The sequence below is a fragment of the Bacillus alkalisoli genome, assembly GCF_002797415.1.
GTDB classification, from domain to species: domain Bacteria; phylum Bacillota; class Bacilli; order Bacillales; family Bacillaceae_I; genus Bacillus_CD; species Bacillus_CD alkalisoli.
Genome location: NZ_KZ454944.1, coordinates 1612499 through 1628652, shown reverse-complemented (window position 1 = coordinate 1628652; position 16154 = coordinate 1612499). Strand labels below are relative to the sequence as shown.

Here is a 16154-nt window from a genome sequence, read left to right as displayed (position 1 = left end):
TCTTTTTTCATTAAACGAACCGTATTCGTTATAGAGTCATCTAATTTTGGCAATTATCTTTATATCGTTTCCAATCATAGATACTTCTTCGAATGACAGGGAGAGCGTTTCTACCATCTTTTGAAATCCTTCTCCACCGAAAGAGGTAGGTGCTTTTCCTCCGCCAATTAATGTTGGTGCGATATAGGTGATAAGTTGGTTGATTTTCTTTTCTTTAAGGAAACTTCCATTAACAGTCGCTCCACCTTCAACAAATAATGATGTTATTCCTCGTTTTCCTAACAGTTTTAAAACAGCACTTATTTTAAGTTCGTTAGATTCTAATTGGATTACTTCTACTAAATGATTTTTATTTAATTCTTTTATTTTGTCTTGCGATGCCATCAGACTAGTAATAATCCAAGTAGGAGCTTCTTTATCTGTTAGAACGTTCGATTTAGTTGGTATCCTTAAAGAAGTATCCAAAACTATTCTAATTGGATTTTTACCACCACTATCTAGTCTAGTTGTTAAACTAGGATCGTCTGCTATAACTGTATTCACACCAACTAAAATAGCATCATGCCAGTGGCGATATGTATGAACATCATAGCGTGCTTCTTCACCTGTAATCCATTTACTTTCACCTGTATGTGTTGCCGTTTTTCCATCAAGACTTATAGCTGTTTTCACCGTAACAAACGGTTCCTTCGTTTGCATATTATAAAAGAAAACATCATTTAGTTTTTTAGCAGAATCCTCTTCAACACCAACAATAACCTCAATACCAGATTCCTTTAACCTTTTAACTCCATTTCCACTAACTAACGGGTTTGGATCTAGGGAAGCTATTACAACTTTTGATACTTTCTTATCAATAAGTAAATTTGCACAAGGTGGTGTTTTACCATAATGGCTACAAGGCTCTAATGTAACATACACTGTCGAACCTACCGCCTTATCACCAGCCATCTGCATCGCAAGCACTTCGGCGTGGCCTTCTCCAGCTTTAAGGTGTGCGCCAAATCCTATGATTTCTCCATTTTTCACAACTACTGCCCCTACTGCGGGGTTAGGAGATGTTTGCCCTCTCGCTTTTTCTGCTAAATCAATGGCAAATTTCATGTAAAAAGAATGGTTCATCCTCTCACCACCTCTCATTTCAAATATAAAAAACACCCAGGAAAAGTTGTCCTCGGTGTAAAAATTAGATTTATTGCATACTCAAATAAGCAGAAAAAAATATGATTTTTTTCTACTTTTGCAATTAAATCCTTCTCCCATCCAGACTTTCACTGTCGGCCCTGGAGTTTCACCAGATCCACCAATTTCCTATAAATAAGAAATTGGGTCACGGACTAAGAAGTAAAGTTTACTTCATCACCGCCGGTAGGGAATTCCACCCACCCCCGAAGGACATTATATGTAGTTGTATTAATTAATGATAGCATACATGGGCTGTCTTATGAAACATAAATGCTTTTATACTCGATAATCACACAATAAAGAACCAGTAAATTAATCCCCAAACAAGCGACATACCTACTAAAATACCAAATAAAATCCAGTTTGTTTTTTGCATTACATTCCCTCCGCAAACCTACAATCAAATGGCTAGAAAAAGACTTAACACGAATGCTAAGTCTTTTTCTCTGATGATTATACTTTTATATTATGCTTCGTCCCAAACTTTAACTTCTTTCATTACATCGCCATTTTTCATTTTAAGCGCTGTTTCTAGTCCTTCAGTTACTTGACCGAATACAGTGTGTACACCGTTTAAGTGTGGTTGAGAATCGTGTACGATGAAGAATTGGCTTCCACCAGTATCTTTTCCAGCGTGTGCCATAGAAAGAGATCCTGGTACATGCTTATGAGGGTTACCTTCCGTTTCACACTTAATTGAGTAGCCAGGGCCACCTGTACCCATTCCGTTCGGGCAACCACCTTGAGATACGAATCCAGGGATTACGCGGTGGAAATTTAAACCGTTGTAGAAACCTTCGTTTGCTAATTTTTCGAAGTTAGCAACTGTACCAGATGCTTCGTTTTCGAATAAGTCAATTAAAATCGTTTCGCCATTTTCCATAAGAATGCTAGCTTTTTTCATATGTATAACCTCCTAATTTTCACCATTATTTTATGTAACCTTATTTATAGTACTATATTTTGTACAAATAGAAAAGTAATCCGATAATTCCCCGTATTATCTGAACATAACAAAGTACCTACTTCACCAATGAAGTAGGCACCAATTGTTAGTTATTTTAACACTTTTGAGTTTAATGGTAAGTCCAGTCTTACTATGTCTTCTAAGCTTTCTCTTTTCACAACTAAGTTAGCTTCCCCGTTTTCTACGAATACTACTGCAGGTCGTGCAATACGGTTATAGTTGTTGGACATAGAGTAGCCGTAAGCCCCTGTACAAAAAACAGCCAAGTAGTCATCTTCGGTTGTTTTTGGTAGCTCAATGTCCCAAATTAACATGTCACCTGATTCACAAGCTTTACCAGCAATAGATACAGTTTCTTCTTTTGAATCTTCCACTCGATTTGCTAAAACCGCTTCGTATTTTGCTTGATATAAAGCAGGACGCAAGTTGTCACTCATACCACCGTTAACTGATACATATGTGCGAACATTCGGTATTTCTTTTCTTGCTCCGATCGAATAAATGGTCGTTCCAGCGTCACCAACTAATGAGCGTCCTGGCTCAATCCATATTTCTGGCATTTTCATATCATATTTGGCAATATAATTTTGTACTTGGCCGATAATTTCTTCTACATAAATAGAAACAGGTATTGGATCGTCCTCTTCTGTGTATCGGATTCCAAACCCACCACCTAAGTTAACAACCCTCGCCTCAAATCCTGCTCGTTCTTTCCAGTCGTTCAATGTTGCAAACATTTTTTCTGCTGCCACTTTAAAACCAGTCGTTTCGAATATTTGAGAGCCAATATGACAGTGAATTCCTAGCAACGTTACATGCGCTGAATTTTCAGCTAATTGCATCGCTTCAAATGCTTGCCCACTTTGTAAGTCGAAACCAAACTTTGAATCTTCTTGTCCTGTTAAAATGTAATCGTGTGTATGCGCTTCAATTCCAGGCGTTAAACGTAGTAAGATTGGCATGTTATATTCATGTCTAGCACAAATACTCGTTAATAGAGATAACTCTAGAAAATTATCAACTACCACACAACCAATTTTATTAACTACAGCCATTTCTAATTCTTCTGCACTTTTATTGTTGCCATGGAAATGAATTTTTTTTACTGGAAAACCAGCCTTTAATGCTGTGAATAATTCACCTGATGAAACTACATCTAATGACAAACCTTCTTCTTCTGCTAGTTGAACCATTGCAATCGTTGAGAATGCTTTGCTAGCGTAGGCAACTTGTGCTTTTACACCTAAGTTTAAAAACGTGTCACGAAACTGTTTGGCTCTTTCTCTAATTAATGCTACATCAAATATATAAAGTGGTGTACCATATTGTGTTGCTAAATCGATTGTATCTACTCCACCAATTGTTAAATGTCCTTTGCTATTTACCGAACTGCTACCATAAAAATGCATTCTCGCTACCCCTAACTGTTATAATCTGTGCTCTTTCTAGTACAGTATTCGCTTGTCACATTTTTGGACAGGGCAATTGTACTAGTTCAAACTCGTAAAACTTGTTTATATTGGAAAAGACAGCTAAAACTTCTTTTAGCTGTCTTTCGTTCTTTAGTTAATTAAACTAAATTTATCATAAACATCTTTTTGTATCAAGGAAATTCGACGTGATTCTCGTTGGTATTTTTTATTTTTAGCGCTCTGTTAAACAAACTATTAAAAAATAGCTTGCTCATTCATCAAGGCTGTCTGAATCGATCTTTTGGGTGGACGATGCTCGGACGTATTTTTGACCCTGGTACTGCTCTTCTGACTAAAATTTGCATCAATGCTTTTGGTCTAAATGGTAGGAACGGCCATAGATATGGTGTATTTAACGATTTAATGCTTGCTAATAGTAGAATAAACCCTGTAATACCTACAACAAATCCAACTGTATGGAACATTGCAACTACCAATAACAAAATAAGTCTTGCTATTTTATTTGCCACACTCAATTCATAACTAGGCGTTGTGAAAGATCCGACACCAGCTAACGCTACATACAAAATTACTTCCGGTACAAACAATCCAACATCAATAGCAATTTGGCCAATTAATACAGCTGCAATTAGACCCATTGCGGTCGAAAGTGCAGTTGGGGTATGAATGGCTGCTAGCCTTAGAAACTCTATCCCAATATCCGCTAAAAATATTTGAGCAATTATCGGAATGTTCGTTTCCTCGTTCGGTCCTATAAAAGCAAGTGCTTCTGGTAATAACGATGGTTCAAGAACGAACAAAAACCATAGTGGCAACAAAAAGATAGAAGCCATGATACCGACGAATCGAATCCAACGCACAAAGGTACCAACCGTTGGTGATTGTCTAAACTCTTCCACGTGTTGCACGTGGTGAAAGAACGTAGTTGGCGTAATAATAACACTCGGTGAATTATCGATAAAAACGATAACATGTCCTTCTAATAAATGCATTGCGGCAATATCAGGTCTTTCTGTATATCGCACTAGAGGGTAAGGATTATACCCTTGCTTCACAATGAATTCTTCTACCGTTTTGTCTGCCATTGGAATGCCATCAATTTTAATTGCCTTCATTTCTTTTCGTACGATATCAACTAAGTCATCATCCGCAATATCTTTTATGTAAGCAATACAAACATCTGTTTTGGAACGTTCTCCAATTTGAAATATTTCATGACGTAGCCTTTCATCACGAATTCTACGACGGGTTAAAGCTGTATTCACAATGATATTTTCTACATAACCGTCACGTGAACCGCGTACAACTTTTTCTGTATCTGGTTCTTCCGGTCCTCTACCAGGATATGCACGAGTATCTACAACAAATCCTGACGATTCTCCTTCTATTAAAATAACAATCAAGCCACTTAAAACTTGGTCTACCGCTTCATCTAAGTTTTGTATTTCTTCTACTTGCTGGTGAACGAGTCTGTTATGAATGATTTCTCTAACTTTATACGACTTTCTCTCTATATCATTGATATGAACTAACTGTTCCATAATTTCAATAATAAACATTGTGTCACAAAGACCATTTACATAATAAATGTTTATTTCTTTGCCTAGAACAGTTATTTTTCGGACACCTAAGTCAAAACTGACATCAAGACCTACTTCATCTTTGAAAAAATTCTCATTCGTCGACAATTTCGGTGATATCGGAATTTTTTCCAATCCATTGTGAGACATCATATCCATTCCTTTCTAATATGATTTCAACTGCTTTGCGTGTCACAGGTGCTCCATTATTCACATCGTCTTTTCGAGCCATTTTTCCGATATCTCCAATACCTACAATAATTGGTACAGCTAGTTCATCTAGCACATACACTGTATCCCCATTTATCCTTCCCATATCAAACTCCTGTATGCCACTTTTATCCACACCATAATTCGTAACATTCAAGTCACGATCTACCGTTATATCAACTCTTGTCCACTCAGACATATGAGTTTTAGAGGCTACGGCTATGATTCCAAGTACTTCTATTTTTGGATGACGGGCAACTTTTTTCAAAGCTCTCTCACCCGCACCTTCCCCTAAAAATCCACTATCATCGAACATGACAAACACAGGGTCATTCGGAGCTTTACAAATAAGCTGTACAATTTCTTCACCAGACAAAGTAGTTGGGTTGCCGTACGAGCTTGATATACAACGTCCTCCGAACAACTTTGCTACATATTGAATTGTCTTTTTTGCGTATTCATCTCCATCAGTAACTAAAATGACCCGTCTTTTATTCATGTAGTAATTATCCTTTCGGTTTAAAAATTACTGCTACTATAAAAGCAAATAGTATTGCCGCTGAAATACCAGCAGACGTTAATTCAAAAATCCCCATCCCTATTCCAATAAATCCATGTTTATCTGCTTGTTCCATTGCCCCATGTAAGAGAGAATGGCCAAAGCTTGTAATTGGAACAGTCGCTCCGGCACCAGCAAATTCAATAAATTTATCATATATTCCGAATCCATCTAGGACGGCTCCAGCTACTACAAAACTACTCATAACGTGGGCTGGTGTAAGTTTAAAAATATCCATAAGTAGTTGACCTACAACACATATTGCTCCTCCTACGACAAATGCAATAAAGTATTCCATTTATTCTCCACCCACCCTTTCTAACACAACACCGTGTGCAATCGTTGGGATCGATTCTTTTTGTTGAATCATCGTTGGGTTTAATAGTGCACCAGTTGCCACAATGAACACTTTATTTAAGGAACCCTCTTCTAACTCTTTCATGATATGAGCGTACGTCACAACGGCAGAGCAACCACAACCACTTCCACCTGCGAACACCCCTTGATCAGGTCTATATATCATAAGTCCACAATCGTTATGTCGAGTGGCAACATCATATCCTTCTTCCATTAGCAGTTCTTTTAAAATTGGACTGCCAACACCTGATAAATCTCCCGTTAAAATTAAATCGTACTCTTCTGGTTGAATGTTTAAATCTTGAAAATGTATTTGTATTGTATCCGCTGCTGCAGGTGCCATCGCGGAACCCATATCAAAAGGATCTGTTATTCCTAAGTCATTTACTTTTCCAATAGTTGCAGATGTAACTCGAACTTTTCCTTTTTCCTTACTTACTAAAGCCGTTCCTGCACCAGAAACGGTAAATGTAGCGCTGTCTGGCTTTTGTCCTCCATATTCTGTTGGATATCGGAATTGTCTTTCCGCCGTAGCGTTGTGACTACTTGTGGAGGCTAGTACTCGATTGGCAAATCCCCCATCCACAAGTGCGGAGGCAACAGCTAATGTTTCCATGGAAGTAGAACAAGCTCCAAACATACATAGAAAAGGGATTTGATTATGCCTAGCGACATAGTTTGCTGTTACGTTTTGATTTAACAGGTCACCAGCTAAGAAAAAATCAACATCTTTTGTTGTTAAATTTACTTTTGTTAAACAAGAATGAATAGACTGCTCCATTAGCCTTCTTTCTGCCATTTCCCAATTGTCTTCACCACAATGCAATTCATCATGTGTTTCATCAAAAAGTTTTCCAAGAGGTCCTGCCGCTTCTTTCGGTCCAACAGCTGTACCAGTTGCATTAATGTATATTGGATTCTGAAATACCCACGTTTGTTTGCCTACAAGTCTCACGCTCTACATCTCCTGTCCTACATAAATGTCATATTAAAAACATATCGAATGATGCCAACCACGTAGGCTGCAACTACTCCAAATACTATAACGTTCCCAGCCAGTTTGAACATGTTCGTTGCAATACCTAGCACTAATCCTTCACTTTTATGTTCTAATGCAGCACTTGCCATCGAGTTCGCAAAGCCTGTAACAGGTACTGCTGATCCTGCTCCCGCAAATTGACCTAGCTTATCATAAACACCGAGCCCTGTTAATAGTGCAGCAATCAAAATAAGTGTTGCTACTGTTGGATTTCCTGCATCTTTTTCCGAAAAGTGAAATACATTCATATAGAAATTTTGTATACCTTGACCTAATAAACAAATAGCTCCACCTATTAAAAAAGCTTTAACGCAATTTATCACATAAGGTGGCTTTGGCTGAAATTTTTTTATATTCGTAGAATAACTGTCCTTTAATTTATCTGGCATTGGATGTTCCTCCTTTTACAAATCTACGTATACAACCCAATGAAATAGTGAACCTAATACTTTACCAAATACGATTGCCATTAAGAGAATTACAATTTTACTTTCCACACCTATACGTTTGGCCATTATTGGTAGAACATTTAGCACTTCTGTTAAGGCAGCTGCGAGTAGACCGACAAAGATTCCACAAATAAGACCAATAGGTATCGTTACCAATGAAGGAAGATTAAGCTTCACATCATGTAAGCTAATCCAACTCCCAAACAATGCACCACCAATAACTCCCCATTCATAAGCGTGTATATATTTATTTGTTTTTGAAAGTTGCGTTAATCGAGGAATAACACCTAATACCGTTAAAAATGCAACAAATCCTGCCCCTACTGCTATTCCACCAGCTAGGCCAAGAAATACGGTAAACAACACACTAATTGTCATGCATTTTTTTCATACTTTCCTTGTTCTCATGCATCACAACATAATTGTCTAAGTCTTGCTGATAGTTAAACATCTCTACCTCTAACGGGCTAGGTTCCTCATTAATTCGTTTGCGAAACACATGATTGAAGAACAATATCATCCCAATACCTAATCCTAACGAATAAGGAATTTGCAGCAGTAACGGTTTGTCGTCTTCTACACCAGTAATCGTTTGGAATAACTTCTGATGCACCACTCTCATACTTACATCTTCGTGAAAATTCATAATGGCAAGTGCAGCACCGAAAAATAATAATAGCCAAACGCCAACGAAAAAAGCAGGGCGAAACTTTTTCTGTTTGTAAATTATCTCGACAATCGTTTGTGCAGGACCCACTGTTTGTACTTCTAAATCTGGATCTACGCTTACAATTTGTTTCATCACTTTCATAACATCGAGTACTACAATGGAATTGTCACTCATATTAACGTGATGCAATGTGATTTCTCCAATGAGTTTTATATCCTCTTGGCTTGCGACGATTTGAGCAATATCTTTCAATTTAATAGCTTGGTTTGGTCGCGCTTGAACTTTATGCCGCATTCGAATATAAACGGTCCTTTCCATCACAAACACATCCTGACAAAGATTTCTGTATTTGTAGTATGTATGATTGGCCAATTTACCATGCAAAGGAAATTTTAGAGGGAAGAATTACCAATGAATGTTAGATAGGGAGGATTATCTGGCCGGAAAATTGATTTGAGACGAGAATAACGGATGAAATGGGTTTTTGTTTCATTCTGAACGAGTTGTGTTTCAATCTACTCAGTTTGTGTTTCAATCCGCCTAATTCACCGATCTACTACTTACTTGTGTTTCAATTTACGGAGCTTGTGTTTCAATCTGGACGAGTTGTGTTTCATTCTACTCAGTTTGTGTTTCAATCCATCTAATTCACCGATCTACTACTTACTTGTGTTTTAAATTACAGAGCTTGTGTTTCAATCTGGACAAGTTGTGTTTCAATCTACTTAGTTTGTGTTTCAATCCACCTTTACCATCTATCTACTACTTACTTGTGTTTCAATTTACAGAGCTTGTGTTTCAATCTGGGCGAGTTGTGTTTCAATCTACTCAGTTTGTGTTTCAATCCGCCTAATTCACCGATCTACTACTTACTTGTGTTTCAATTTACGGAGCTTGTGTTTCAATCTGGACGAGTTGTGTTTCATTCTACTCAGTTTGTGTTTCAATCCCCTCTCAGACAATAAAAAAACCGCTTAGACGTCATTCGTCCATGCGGTCTTTCATCTGAATTAAAATTTTCTTCTCTAACCTGGAAACTTGTACTTGAGATATACCAAGCCGCTCTGCTACTTCGGTTTGCGTTTGGTCTTTATAATACCTTAAATACACAATGAGCTTTTCTCGTTCATCTAGTTCTTCGATTGCCTCGCGTAGAGCAATTTTATCAAACCATTTTCCTTCCGATTGGTCGGCAATTTGATCTAATAAAGTAATAGGATCTCCATCGTTTTCATATACCGTTTCATGTATAGAACTTGGAGCACGAGCTGCTTCTTGGGCAAGGATTACTTCCTCTGGAGTAATTTCTAAAAACGCCGAAATCTCGTTCACTGTTGGGACACGACCGTGTCTTTTAGACAGTTCATCCTTCGCCTTACGAATCTTATTAGCCATCTCCTTTAAGGAACGACTAACCTTCACACTTCCGTCATCGCGGATAAATCGCTGTATTTCACCAATGATCATTGGTACAGCGTACGTTGAAAATTTTACGTCATAAGATAAATCAAATTTATCCACAGACTTTAACAAGCCGATACACCCAATTTGGAAAAGGTCGTCTGGTTCATAGCCGCGATTAAGAAAACGTTGAACGACTGACCATACGAGTCTAATATTTTTTGAAACAATTAGATCTCTTGCATCTTGGTCCCCATCTTGGCTTTTTTTAATTAATTCTTTTACTTCATGGTCCTTTAAATACGTGATAGGTTGCTCTTTTTTGACCTCCACATCCATAGGCGATAACTCCTTAATTACAAAGCGCTTGGCTCTTGGCTAAGTATTTTGTCATGCGGATTGTGGTGCCTGTGTCTCGTGCTGAATGAATCTCTACAAAATCCATAAAATTCTCCATAATGGTAAAGCCCATACCTGAACGCTCAAGCTCTGGCTTTGTTGTATATAATGGCTGACGTGCTTCTTCTACATCACTAATACCAATCCCACGGTCTTTAATTGTAATATGAACCGCGCTATCCTCTAACTCTACTGAAATATAAACAATTCCATTCGGATCACTTTCGTATCCGTGAATGATAGAGTTTGTTACTGCTTCTGAAACAACTGTTTTGATTTCTGTTAATTCATCCATCGTCGGGTCGAGTTGCGTAATAAATGCTGCAACTGTCACGCGGGCAAATGACTCATTTTGACTAAGGGCAGAAAATTGAAGGTGCATCTCGTTCTTCATTACGCCACCCCCAATCTACTCAGTGCATGCTGTTCACTTTCTTCTAAACGCATAATTTTAAACAAACCTGACATGTCAAATAAACGTTTTACTGCAGGTGAAATCGAGCAGATTACCATTTCTCCACCAACATTTTTCACTTGTTTATATCTACCTAAAATCACACCAAGGCCAGAGCTATCCATAAAGGACAGTTCTTCCAAGTTTAATAAAATGTGTGTAATCGAATGTTCCTCAATTATGGCAGAAGCTTCCGCGCGCAACGCCTCAGCTGTATGATGATCAAGCTCACCTGCCAGACGAATGAGTAACACATTTTTCTTAATTTCAAAATCAATAGAAAGACTCACTGTACGCTCCTCCTTGTAGTTCAGTGTCAGTGAGTCATTTCTATATAGGGTTGTCCGATTCCTTCTACGATGACAAAACTAGTGTAAATTCGCTAAACGTTTTACAGTTTCGTCATAAAAAATAGGAATAATTATTAAGATGCTTTGGTAAATGTACCCATTGTACGCTTTAATAATTTCCACCAAGATGCTTCAGGATCATCAGCGCCAGCAACTAAGTTACTTTCAGATAATACTTTGTCCCCTTTTTTCAACATGATGGTGCCAACCACATCACCTTTTTTTACAGGTGCCTTTAAGCTTGTATTTAATTTCACTTCTTGAACTACATCATCAATATTCTCACCTTTTTTTGTCAGAACAGAAATCGGCTCTGAAGTAACAGCATCAATTTCTTTTTCCGCACCTTTGCTTACTTTTACTTTCGCAACAGTTTGATTTCTCTCGAACATTGGGTGTGTTTTATATTGACTAAAAGCGTAGTCTAACATTTTTGTAATTTGTGCATTTCTGTCTTTTGGAGTTGGAGCTCCAAAAACAACAGCAATAACACGCATATCATCTTTTTTAGCTGTAGCGGTTAAACAATATTTCGCTTCTTGTGTAAAACCTGTTTTCACCCCGTCTACTCCTGGATAGAATTTCACAAGGCGATTTGTATTAACTAACCAAAATTTCTTATCCGTATCTTCACGAAGGTAGTCTTCGTACTGCCCTGTATATTTCGTAATTGCATCGTCAAACTTTAATAGTTCTTTTGCGATGAGTGCCATATCGTTGGCAGTACTGTAATGTTCTTTAGCTGGTAATCCAGTAGGATTTTGGAACTTTGTATTTTTAAGTCCTAGCTCCTCTGAACGGTTATTCATCATTTGCACGAATGCTTCTTCAGAACCCGCAAGACGTTCCGCCATTGCAACCGATGCATCGTTACCAGACGCTATTGCAATACCGCGAAGCATTTCATCTGTTGTCATTTCTTCTCCAGCCTCTAAGAAGATTTGCGAACCTCCCATAGAAGCAGCATGTTCACTCGTACGAATTTTCTCATCCCACGTTAGTTCACCTTTATCGATTGCTTCCATAATTAAAAGCATTGTCATAATTTTTGTCATACTAGCGGGTGGAAGCTTTTCATTCCCGTTTTTCTCATATAAAACTTGTCCAGTATCTCTTTCAATTAAAATAGCAGACCTGGCATTGCTAGCTAATTCTACTGTTTGTTCCTGTGCAAACGTCACATTTGTGTATGCAGATAAAGCAAAAACGAATGAAACAATAGCGATTACGAATTTTTTCATTATCCAATACCTCCAATCTTTGTCCATAGTTAACATTTTTTCCAATATTATTCAAAATATACAAAGAAGTGAGTAAATAATGGATATTTTTATATTGCATTTTTTTAAAATGAGGTTAGTGAACTGGGGGGATTTAGGTGATAGAAATTAAAACACCGCATCTACAAAAGATACGGTGTTTTAACGAGTCGATTATCTCTATTATTCCGAAATTGTATCATACACAAGTGGTGGAACTGTAACATTACCATTTGTAATTTTCATACTGTTGTATAGTTTTTGTTTTACTTCCTCGACATTCTCTTGGTTACTATGAATGGTAGCTAAAGATTCACCTTTTGCTACTTTGTCACCGATTTTCTTACGTAAAACGATACCTACTGCAAGGTCAATCACAGAATCTTTTGTTGCGCGACCTGCTCCTAATAACATCGCTGCTGTGCCAAGCGAGTCTGCAACGATTTCAGATACCGTTCCTTCTTCTAATGCTTCTAGTTCTACTACATATTTAGCTTGTGGAAGGTTAGATGGATTATCGACAACAGATGGATCTCCACCTTGTGCCTCTAAGAACGTCTTTAACACTTCAAGTGCTTTCCCATTATTAATAACTTCTTCTAGTTTTGTACGTGCATCTTCTAATGAGTCCGCTTTTTCCGCTAAGTATACCATGTAGCTTCCTAGAGTTAGGCAAAGTTCATGTAAGTCTTCTGGACCTTCTCCGCGTAACGTATCGATCGCTTCTTTAATTTCTAAAGCATTACCTATTGCATATCCAAGTGGCTGGCTCATGTCAGAAATAACAGCCATTGTGCGACGCCCTACGTTGTTACCGATGTCTACCATTGCTTTGGCTAATTTTTTCGCTTCATCTAAATCTTTCATGAATGCGCCAGCACCCGTTTTAACATCTAGTACAATTGCATCTGCGCCCGCTGCGATTTTTTTACTCATAATAGAACTTGCGATTAGAGGGATGCTGTTTACTGTTGCTGTAACGTCACGTAGTGCATATAACTTTTTATCAGCAGGAGTTAAATTTCCACTTTGACCGATTACAGCTACTTTATTTTTATTTACTAAGTCGATGAATTGTTGGTTGTCAATTTCCACGTGGAAACCTGGAACCGCTTCTAGTTTGTCAATTGTTCCACCTGTGTGACCTAAACCACGGCCAGACATTTTTGCAACAGGGACACCTAACGCTGCTACAAGTGGTGCTAATACTAAAGTAGTTGTATCGCCAACTCCGCCAGTACTATGTTTGTCTACTTTAATTCCTTCTATTGCCGATAAGTCTATCGTGTCACCCGAGTTAACCATAGCCATTGTTAAGTCTGCACGCTCTTGGTCTGTCATGCCTTTAAAAAAGATTGCCATGTTTAAAGCACTCATTTGATAATCCGGGATAGAGCCGTCTGTAAAACCGTTTATAATAAAGTTAATTTCTTCTGTAGATAGTTCTTTTCCGTCACGTTTTTTCTCGATTAAGTCAACCATTCTCATGCGGAACACCAGCTTTCTCTCTATATTTAAGTAATTCGAGCAATTTGCTTATACAACTGAATCCATTTCAAAATTACGGTTCGTTTAGTGAAAAACGAATATTTTAGTATAATATACAATAATATGTACGTTAATTAAGGTATCTTAATACAAAATATGCTTCTATCATTCGTTTTTCGTATAGTAGTCATACATTATGAAACGGACTTAACTAATTGCTCATTAAAAATTACATATCTTTGATAATAGTTTTTACTAGACCAAGGAAGTTTGCGCGAACCATTTCTGTTGTTTCCATTACTTCGTCGTGTGTTAATGGTTGGTCTAGAATACCTGCAGCCATGTTCGAAATACAAGAAATACCTAGAACTTTCATACCGCTATGACGAGCAATGATTACTTCTGGAACTGTTGACATTCCAACTGCATCTCCACCCCAAGTACGTAGCATGCGAACTTCAGCAGGTGTTTCGTATGTTGGTCCAGTGTTTCCAACATATACTCCCTCTTGTACTTTAATGCCTAATTTTTCAGCAGTAGCTTTCGCTAATTTTTGTAAGTCTTTGCAATATGCAGTGGACATATCAGGGAAACGTGCACCGAACTGCGCATCGTTAGGACCGATTAATGGGTTTGTCCCCATGTTATTAATATGATCTGTAATAATCATTAAGTCGCCAGCTTCAAAAGAAGTATTTACTCCACCTGCAGCATTTGTAACAATAACTGTTTCTACTCCTAAAAGTTTCATTACGCGAACTGGGAATGTTACCTTTTCCATGGAGTATCCTTCATAGAAGTGGAAACGACCTTGCATGGCAATAACTGTTTTCCCTTCTAATTCACCAATTACAAGTTGACCAGCATGACCTTCTACTGTTGAAACTGGGAAATCAGGAATTTCGCTATATGGAATGACGATTGGTGATTGAATTTCTTCTGCTAAAACTCCTAAGCCAGAGCCTAAAATTAAACCGATTGTCGGTGTATTTGTTAATTTTTCTTTAATAAATGAAACAGAATTATTCATGGACAGTTGTCCTCCTATTTTAGATTTGGCAAAAAGCTTTCGCCGTGCTTTGGCATTTTTACATTAAAGTTGTCAGCCACTGTTGCTCCAACATCTGCAAATGTTTTTCTTATTTCTAATTCTTTTCCTTCTGTCATAGAAGGTGAGTAAACTAGTAGCGGTACATATTCACGCGTATGGTCTGTGCCTGGGAACGTTGGATCGTTACCATGGTCTGCTGTAATAATTAAAAGGTCGTTTTCTTTTAAGTTTGAAATAACTTCCGGTAGGCGGGCATCAAATTCTTCTAACGCTTTACCATAACCTTCTGGATCACGACGGTGTCCGAAAACAGCATCAAAATCTACTAAGTTTAAGAAACTTAAACCTGTGAAGTCCATTTCTACCGTATCAACGATTTTATCCATGCCGTCCATGTTGGAAACAGTGCGAAGAGAGTTAGTAACCCCTTCTCCATCATAAATGTCGGCAATTTTTCCGATAGAAATGACGTCAAAGCCAGAATCTTTTAATTCATTCATAACGGTTCTTTCAAATGGTTTTAGTGCGTAATCATGACGGTTCGATGTGCGTTTGAAATCACCAGGTGTTCCTAAGAAAGGACGTGCAATAATTCTACCAACCATATATTTCTCATCTAGTGTTAGTTCACGTGCAATTTTACAAATATCATAAAGTTCTTCAATCGAAACAATGTCTTCATGAGCTGCAATTTGTAATACAGAATCCGCGGACGTGTAAACGATTATGGCCCCTGTTTCCATGTGCTCTTTGCCAAGTTCATCAAGTATTTCTGTTCCAGAAGCAGGCTTGTTACCGATGATTTTACGACCAGTGCGAGCTTCCAGTTCATTTAATAATTCATCTGGGAAACCTTCAGGGAAAACGCGGAACGGCGTATCAATTCTTAATCCCATTAACTCCCAGTGACCAGTCATTGTGTCTTTACCTGTTGATGCTTCTTCCATTTTTGTATAGAATGCAAGTGGCTTTTGGGCTTTTTCAATTCCTTTAATTTCACGGATATTGCTTAAACCCAGTTGTGCTATGTTCGGCATGTGAAGTCCGTTCATATGCAGTGCAATGTTTCCAATCGTATCAGAACCTGCATCCCCAAATTCTTTTGCATCTGGCGCCTCGCCAATACCTACTGAATCCATCACAATTAAAAAAATACGTTTATATGTATAAGAACTCAAAGTGAAACCTCCTTAAGTTTTAGGCTCTATTAAACACCGCTGTTGATTTCCGCGCATATCTTCGCTTTCCGCGGGCGGGCCGGGAGCCTCCTCGTCGCCTTCGCTCCTGCGGGGTCTCCCGTTAC

General features: G+C 38.0%; 17 protein-coding genes and 1 riboswitch. All 17 genes read right to left on the bottom strand.

The annotated features are described in order from the left end of the window. Positions 1-36: 36 nt before the first annotated feature. The 17 genes from ribD to deoB all read right to left on the bottom strand — a co-directional run bounded on the left by ribD (position 37) and on the right by deoB (position 16029). The gene (gene ribD, locus CDZ89_RS07960; protein WP_096153659.1) at positions 37-1122 is read right to left on the bottom strand and encodes a bifunctional diaminohydroxyphosphoribosylaminopyrimidine deaminase/5-amino-6-(5-phosphoribosylamino)uracil reductase RibD; all 1086 of its coding nucleotides are present in this window, start codon (positions 1120-1122) and stop codon (positions 37-39) included. Positions 1123-1247: 125 nt separating this feature from the next. Beyond that, positions 1248-1400, bottom strand: a riboswitch (FMN riboswitch). Between the two features lie 251 nt (positions 1401-1651). Next, positions 1652-2089, bottom strand: coding sequence for a peptidylprolyl isomerase (locus CDZ89_RS07955; protein ID WP_096153657.1), 438 nt, complete (start codon positions 2087-2089; stop codon positions 1652-1654). A gap of 152 nt (positions 2090-2241) precedes the next feature. After that, the gene (gene lysA, locus CDZ89_RS07950; protein ID WP_096153655.1) at positions 2242-3561 is read right to left on the bottom strand and encodes a diaminopimelate decarboxylase; all 1320 of its coding nucleotides are present in this window, start codon (positions 3559-3561) and stop codon (positions 2242-2244) included. 281 nt (positions 3562-3842) lie between these two features. After that, positions 3843-5315 carry a spore germination protein gene (locus CDZ89_RS07945; protein WP_096153653.1) on the bottom strand — a complete coding sequence of 491 codons (1473 nt, stop codon included), beginning with the start codon at positions 5313-5315 and terminating at the stop codon, positions 3843-3845. Further along, a complete protein-coding gene (locus CDZ89_RS07940) occupies positions 5260-5874 on the bottom strand; it encodes a stage V sporulation protein SpoVABEA (RefSeq protein WP_096153651.1) in 615 nt (204 codons plus the stop codon). Before CDZ89_RS07940 ends, CDZ89_RS07945 begins: the two co-directional genes overlap by 56 nt. Positions 5875-5881: 7 nt before the next feature. Then, a complete protein-coding gene (spoVAE, locus tag CDZ89_RS07935; RefSeq protein WP_096153650.1) occupies positions 5882-6232 on the bottom strand; it encodes a stage V sporulation protein AE in 351 nt (116 codons plus the stop codon). Further along, on the bottom strand, positions 6233-7246 hold the full coding sequence (spoVAD, locus tag CDZ89_RS07930) for a stage V sporulation protein AD (RefSeq protein ID WP_096153648.1): 1014 nt from the start codon (positions 7244-7246) through the stop codon (positions 6233-6235). It lies immediately after the preceding gene. Between the two features lie 17 nt (positions 7247-7263). Further along, a complete protein-coding gene (gene spoVAC, locus CDZ89_RS07925; protein WP_096153646.1) occupies positions 7264-7719 on the bottom strand; it encodes a stage V sporulation protein AC in 456 nt (151 codons plus the stop codon). Positions 7720-7734: 15 nt separating this feature from the next. Beyond that, positions 7735-8157 carry a stage V sporulation protein AB gene (locus tag CDZ89_RS07920; RefSeq protein WP_096153645.1) on the bottom strand — a complete coding sequence of 141 codons (423 nt, stop codon included), beginning with the start codon at positions 8155-8157 and terminating at the stop codon, positions 7735-7737. Continuing rightward, positions 8147-8767: a stage V sporulation protein AA gene (locus CDZ89_RS07915; RefSeq protein WP_096153643.1), complete on the bottom strand. Its 621-nt coding sequence runs from the start codon at positions 8765-8767 to the stop codon at positions 8147-8149. Before CDZ89_RS07915 ends, CDZ89_RS07920 begins: the two co-directional genes overlap by 11 nt. Positions 8768-9430: 663 nt before the next feature. Continuing rightward, positions 9431-10189: an RNA polymerase sporulation sigma factor SigF gene (sigF, locus tag CDZ89_RS07910; protein ID WP_096153641.1), complete on the bottom strand. Its 759-nt coding sequence runs from the start codon at positions 10187-10189 to the stop codon at positions 9431-9433. Positions 10190-10202: 13 nt separating this feature from the next. Next, positions 10203-10643: an anti-sigma F factor gene (gene spoIIAB / locus CDZ89_RS07905; RefSeq protein WP_096153640.1), complete on the bottom strand. Its 441-nt coding sequence runs from the start codon at positions 10641-10643 to the stop codon at positions 10203-10205. Then, complete coding sequence (gene spoIIAA / locus CDZ89_RS07900; protein WP_096153638.1) at positions 10643-10993, bottom strand: anti-sigma F factor antagonist; 351 nt, start codon at positions 10991-10993, stop codon at positions 10643-10645. The genes spoIIAB and spoIIAA overlap by 1 nt, the downstream gene beginning before the upstream one ends. 134 nt (positions 10994-11127) lie before the next feature. Next, positions 11128-12294: a D-alanyl-D-alanine carboxypeptidase family protein gene (locus CDZ89_RS07895; RefSeq protein WP_096153637.1), complete on the bottom strand. Its 1167-nt coding sequence runs from the start codon at positions 12292-12294 to the stop codon at positions 11128-11130. Positions 12295-12495: 201 nt separating this feature from the next. Next, complete coding sequence (locus CDZ89_RS07890; RefSeq protein ID WP_141395195.1) at positions 12496-13800, bottom strand: pyrimidine-nucleoside phosphorylase; 1305 nt, start codon at positions 13798-13800, stop codon at positions 12496-12498. A 229-nt stretch (positions 13801-14029) separates the two neighbouring features. After that, positions 14030-14830, bottom strand: coding sequence for a purine-nucleoside phosphorylase (locus tag CDZ89_RS07885; RefSeq protein WP_096153633.1), 801 nt, complete (start codon positions 14828-14830; stop codon positions 14030-14032). Positions 14831-14844: 14 nt separating this feature from the next. Beyond that, entirely contained in the window at positions 14845-16029 is a 1185-nt protein-coding gene (deoB, locus tag CDZ89_RS07880) for a phosphopentomutase (protein ID WP_100333477.1), read from the bottom strand. Positions 16030-16154: the final 125 nt, after the last annotated feature.

Bases quoted from the DNA above. Each gene is read 5' to 3' on its own strand.
- ribD (WP_096153659.1), bottom strand. From the start codon at position 1,122: ATGAACCATTCTTTTTACATGAAATTTGCCATTGATTTAGCAGAAAAA.
- CDZ89_RS07955 (WP_096153657.1), bottom strand. From the start codon at position 2,089: ATGAAAAAAGCTAGCATTCTTATGGAAAATGGCGAAACGATTTTAATT.
- lysA (WP_096153655.1), bottom strand. From the start codon at position 3,561: ATGCATTTTTATGGTAGCAGTTCGGTAAATAGCAAAGGACATTTAACA.
- CDZ89_RS07945 (WP_096153653.1), bottom strand. From the start codon at position 5,315: ATGTCTCACAATGGATTGGAAAAAATTCCGATATCACCGAAATTGTCG.
- CDZ89_RS07940 (WP_096153651.1), bottom strand. From the start codon at position 5,874: ATGAATAAAAGACGGGTCATTTTAGTTACTGATGGAGATGAATACGCA.
- spoVAE (WP_096153650.1), bottom strand. From the start codon at position 6,232: ATGGAATACTTTATTGCATTTGTCGTAGGAGGAGCAATATGTGTTGTA.
- spoVAC (WP_096153646.1), bottom strand. From the start codon at position 7,719: ATGCCAGATAAATTAAAGGACAGTTATTCTACGAATATAAAAAAATTT.
- CDZ89_RS07920 (WP_096153645.1), bottom strand. From the start codon at position 8,157: ATGACAATTAGTGTGTTGTTTACCGTATTTCTTGGCCTAGCTGGTGGA.
- CDZ89_RS07915 (WP_096153643.1), bottom strand. From the start codon at position 8,767: ATGGAAAGGACCGTTTATATTCGAATGCGGCATAAAGTTCAAGCGCGA.
- sigF (WP_096153641.1), bottom strand. From the start codon at position 10,189: ATGGATGTGGAGGTCAAAAAAGAGCAACCTATCACGTATTTAAAGGAC.
- spoIIAB (WP_096153640.1), bottom strand. From the start codon at position 10,643: ATGAAGAACGAGATGCACCTTCAATTTTCTGCCCTTAGTCAAAATGAG.
- CDZ89_RS07895 (WP_096153637.1), bottom strand. From the start codon at position 12,294: ATGAAAAAATTCGTAATCGCTATTGTTTCATTCGTTTTTGCTTTATCT.
- CDZ89_RS07890 (WP_141395195.1), bottom strand. From the start codon at position 13,800: ATGAGAATGGTTGACTTAATCGAGAAAAAACGTGACGGAAAAGAACTA.
- CDZ89_RS07885 (WP_096153633.1), bottom strand. From the start codon at position 14,830: ATGAATAATTCTGTTTCATTTATTAAAGAAAAATTAACAAATACACCG.